The 3,971-nt window shown below is 63.8% G+C and carries 4 protein-coding genes; 1 reads left to right on the top strand and 3 read right to left on the bottom strand.

From position 1 onward, the window contains the following. A partial coding sequence (locus HZR81_RS23250; protein WP_500129365.1) for a GDCCVxC domain-containing (seleno)protein occupies positions 1-236 on the top strand: 236 nt, incomplete at its 5' end. Between the two features lie 12 nt (positions 237-248). On the opposite strand, the gene HZR81_RS23245 is transcribed toward HZR81_RS23250, so the two are convergent. Genes HZR81_RS23245 through HZR81_RS23235 form a run of 3 tightly spaced genes read right to left on the bottom strand, consistent with a single transcriptional unit; the run spans position 249 to position 3,895 of the window. Next, complete coding sequence (locus HZR81_RS23245; protein WP_003299771.1) at positions 249-3,242, bottom strand: Tn3 family transposase; 2,994 nt, start codon at positions 3,240-3,242, stop codon at positions 249-251. A gap of 3 nt (positions 3,243-3,245) precedes the next feature. Then, positions 3,246-3,656 carry a putative toxin-antitoxin system toxin component, PIN family gene (locus tag HZR81_RS23240; RefSeq protein WP_003150546.1) on the bottom strand — a complete coding sequence of 137 codons (411 nt, stop codon included), beginning with the start codon at positions 3,654-3,656 and terminating at the stop codon, positions 3,246-3,248. Next, positions 3,656-3,895: a ribbon-helix-helix domain-containing protein gene (locus HZR81_RS23235; RefSeq protein WP_003089107.1), complete on the bottom strand. Its 240-nt coding sequence runs from the start codon at positions 3,893-3,895 to the stop codon at positions 3,656-3,658. Before HZR81_RS23235 ends, HZR81_RS23240 begins: the two co-directional genes overlap by 1 nt. Positions 3,896-3,971: the final 76 nt, after the last annotated feature.

The following is a 3,971-nucleotide window of genomic DNA, read 5'->3' as shown; positions in this document are numbered from 1 at the left end:
CACAGTGCAGAAGTGAGGTCACGATGAGCGCCATTGTCCTTGAGTCCGTGCTGACTTGCCCGCGCTGCGGCTTCGCCAAGCCGGAAACCATGCCCACGGACGCCTGCCAGTTCTATTACGAGTGCAGCAACTGCAAGGCGCTGCTGCGCCCCAACCCAGGGGATTGCTGCGTTTTCTGTTCGTTCGGCTCGGTGAAGTGCCCGCCGATCCAGCAGCAGCTTGGGTGTTGCTCATAGCGTTTAGGGGGATCACAGGTCGTCGTCTGGATTACGCAGTGGCCGCAGCTCGCCGCGCGCAACTTCTTCCGGTACCGCAAAGGAATACCGCCCGAGCATGTTGATGTGCTCGTAGATCAGCGGCGATAGCCGGGCCAAATCCTCTTCCAGCACTGGATAGCCGTGCTGCTTGAGCCGTTCCACGGCCGCCGTCATGTAGAGGGTGTTCCACAGCACGATGATGTTCACCACCAGGCCCAGAGCACCGAGCTGGTCTTCCTGGCCTTCGCGGTAGCGCTGGCGGAGCTCGCCGCGTTTGCCGTGGAACACGGCGCGGGCCAGGCTGTGCCGGCCTTCGCCTCGGTTCAACTGGGTCAGGGTGGCGCGGCGCTTGGACTCGTCGTCGATATAGGTCAACGTGTGCAGAGTCTTTTCGATCCGCCCGAATTCGGCCAGCGCCTGGGCCAGCCGGGTGGGTCTATCTCCCGTTTGCAGCGTGCGCATGATGCCAGTCGCCGGCACCCGGCCGAGTTTGAGCGAGCCGGCCAGGCGCAGCAGGTCGTCCCAGTGCTCGGCGATCAGGTCGAGTTTGACCGACTGGCGGGCCAGCCCGTTGAGCTTGCCGTAGTCCGCGTCCGGGCGCGTGCGCCAGAAGCGGGTACCGCCGACATCGGCCAGCCGCGGACTGAAGTGGTAGCCAAGTAGGCGGAAGAGCCCGAACACCACATCGCTGTAGGCCCCGGTGTCGGTCATGATTTGCGTCGGCTGCAACTCGGTCTGCTGTTCCAGCACGACCGCCAGCAACACCAGGCTGTCGCGCAGCGTGCCGGGCACGGTGATGGCGTTGAGGCCGGAGAATTGGTCGGAAATCAGGTTGTACCAGGTGACACCCCGGCCGGTGCCGAAATACTTCGGATTGGGGCCGGCATGCACGGTGCGCACCGGTACGACGAAGCGCATGCCATCGGCGGAGGCGACCTCGCCGCCACCCCAGACTTGGGCCAGTTCCAGTTGGCTTTGCGCTCCGACCAGGATGGCGTTAGCCGCTGACAGGGTGTCGTCGCGGATATAATTCTGGCTGACCCAGGACAGCCGGTCACGGCGCAGCGCCGGGTTGTCGGTGCGGATCAAGGGCTCCAGGCCGGTGTTGCAGGCCCCGCCCAACAGCACCGCGCAGAGGCTGGTGACCAGGTTGTCGGCGCGTGCATTGCGTTCGGAGACATGGGTGAAGGCCTCGGAAAAGCCAGTGCGGGCGGCGATTTCCAAGAGGATTTCCGGCAGATCGACACGCGGCATCAGGTCAGACACGGCCGCCCGCAGTTGCAGCAACGAGCAGGGCTCGTCCAGCTTGTCCAGCGCCCCGAGCGACAGTTCGGTCTTGCCCTCGGTGTTCTCGCTCAGTTGAATCGCCGGGTTGTCGGGCAGGCGCGCGGCTACTGCCAGCCAGGTTGCATCCAGCTCGACGGACAAGGCGTCCAGGGTGGTTTTGGCGTCGATGGTCAGGCCCAGTGACCGGCAGATGATCGGTCGCGCCGCCAGCCATTCGGCACCGTCGAGCAGGCCAAGGCGCGGGTCGGCATAGCGCCAACTGGGCGAGACGAAGACATCGCGGCGGCGCAGGGCCGTGCGCAGCGCATCGAGCGTGCAGAACACATAGGCACCCATGTCGAGGGAGCCATCTTCGCGGGTGATGTGCTTCTGCCAAGCCTTGGCCACGATCTCCTGCGGCGCGTCATCCTCTGGCTTCCGGCGCGGCAGGTTCAGTTGCAGCCACTCCAGACTAGCCGCCACGCCCTTGCCGGCCGGGCTGAAGCCGAAGCGGATGTGCTTGAGCAGGTCGGGCAGGAAGCGGCGCACGCTGCGGTAGCGCGCTTCCAATGCAAGAAAATAGACGTCATCTACCGGGCGGATCAGCGCGTTGACCTCTTCCAGGGCCTTTTCCAGGGTGGTCCTCGGCAGGTCGTTGAACAGCCGGGCGCGCACGTTGTCATCGCTGATCGAGCTGTCCAGCACGACCTTGCACGCGGCGGCGAGCGTCGCGGCCGACCGATCCAGGTCTTTCAGGCTGCGCATGCGGGCTTTCTTGTCGGCCTTCTCCGCGTTGCTGAACAGGTCGCGCAGCAAGGCCTCCAGGACTTCCAGTGCGTCGTCGTGCGCAGTCGCCTCCAGGCAGAGTGCGAAGGCCACCAGTGTCGCCATCCGCCGCGACGCCGGCAGCCGATTAATCGCGGTGACCTTGGCCGTGTTGGCGAAGCGGGCCAGGGCGGCGATACGGCTGGGAGGGATGTGCGCCGCCGCCGGCAAGGTGATGCCGATGCCGCGCACGTCATCGAGCCGGCGCAGTGCCCGAATCAACGCGGGGCCACTGACCATGACCGGGCCGGAGCGCAATTGATCCAGCCGGGAGCTGCGGTTGCCTTCGGCCACCGTCAGCAAGTCTTGCAGTTGCAATCGCTGTTCCTCAGTCACGCTGCGGCCCAGCGTAAACCAGAGGCGTTCTTCGACCCGACTGCGCAACTGGGCGATAAAGCGCTCTAGTTGAGACACACCAGGCAGGAGGACTTTCTGTGTGAACAGCCACGAGGTGGCTCGCTCAAACAGCACTCCCGGCCGGTCGGTGCCCGTCCAGCAGAGGGCATACAGCCAGCGGCTCAAGCGAAAGCCGATGCCCGGATCGGTGAAATGACGATAGCCAAAGCGGTTCTGAATATCGGTGGCATGTATCCAGCGGCGATGATCGCTATAGCGCTGGAGGCAGTCGGGGTCTGGAATCGCCAGTTGTCGGCAAAGCACCTGCAGGACTTCCACCGGCACGGCGGCGGGCTTGTCCGGCAGAACGCCAACGAAGCGGACGGTGGTCAGCAGAACGGCATAACCCAGACGGTTATGGTTACCCCGCAGCACCTGGATGGCTTCACGGTCTTCATCGCTCAGGTGGAAGTAACGTTCCAGCTCTTCACGGCTGGGCGAATCAACATAGCGGCCAAAACCGTCGCGTTGCTCTTGAGTCAGAAAACCGACCGGCATTGATCACAGCACCTCGACGCAGAACACGGCGGGCGTGACGATCCGCGTGCGTTCGATGTGCCCGCGTTGCAGCAGGCCGGCGCGGCGATCACCGGTTACCAGGTAGTCCGCATCGCCCGCCAAGGCCATGGCCAGCAAAAACGAGTCATCCGGATCATCGGCTTCGACCTCGATGGTCAGGCGCTCCAGTACCACAGCCCGTTGCAGGTTATTGATCATGGCGCCCACCTTGGCGGGCTGTAGGATGGCCTGAAGCTTGGGATAGCGGCTGGCTCGACGAATTTCATCGAGTTGCATCCGCGAGGTCACCACCTCGAAACGCGCCGCCCGCCAGGCACGGTAGATCGCATCGGGCGCGCCATGTGGCGAGATCAGGGCGCTGAACAGGATGTTGGTATCCAACACGACCCGCATCAGCGCTTACGTGCCCAGTCGAGCGCTTCGTCAACCGCGTTGGTCAATTCTGCCTCACTCAGATGGGCGTTAGCGGCCTTGGCCTGCTCAGCGCTCAGCTCCAGGATGTGTGCCCGTACCGCTTCTTCGATGAAGCGCGACAGGTCGCCCTTACGGCCGCCGCCCTGGCTGGCCAGAAACATCCGAAGCGACTGGTCGGTGTCGGCCGAGACGGCGACATTCCAGCGAATGGTATTCATAGCGTTCTCCGCTAATAGGTGTTTGTGTGTTTATACGCCAATCACAAAGGGCGATGCAATGGTTCGACAAAACGAA

Origin of the sequence: Pseudomonas sp. LM13, from assembly GCF_041381355.1 — a bacterium.
In the GTDB taxonomy this organism is placed as follows: domain Bacteria; phylum Pseudomonadota; class Gammaproteobacteria; order Pseudomonadales; family Pseudomonadaceae; genus Stutzerimonas; species Stutzerimonas frequens.
Note: the sequence above shows the minus strand (reverse complement) of the source record. Positions and strands in the feature narration are given on the sequence as shown.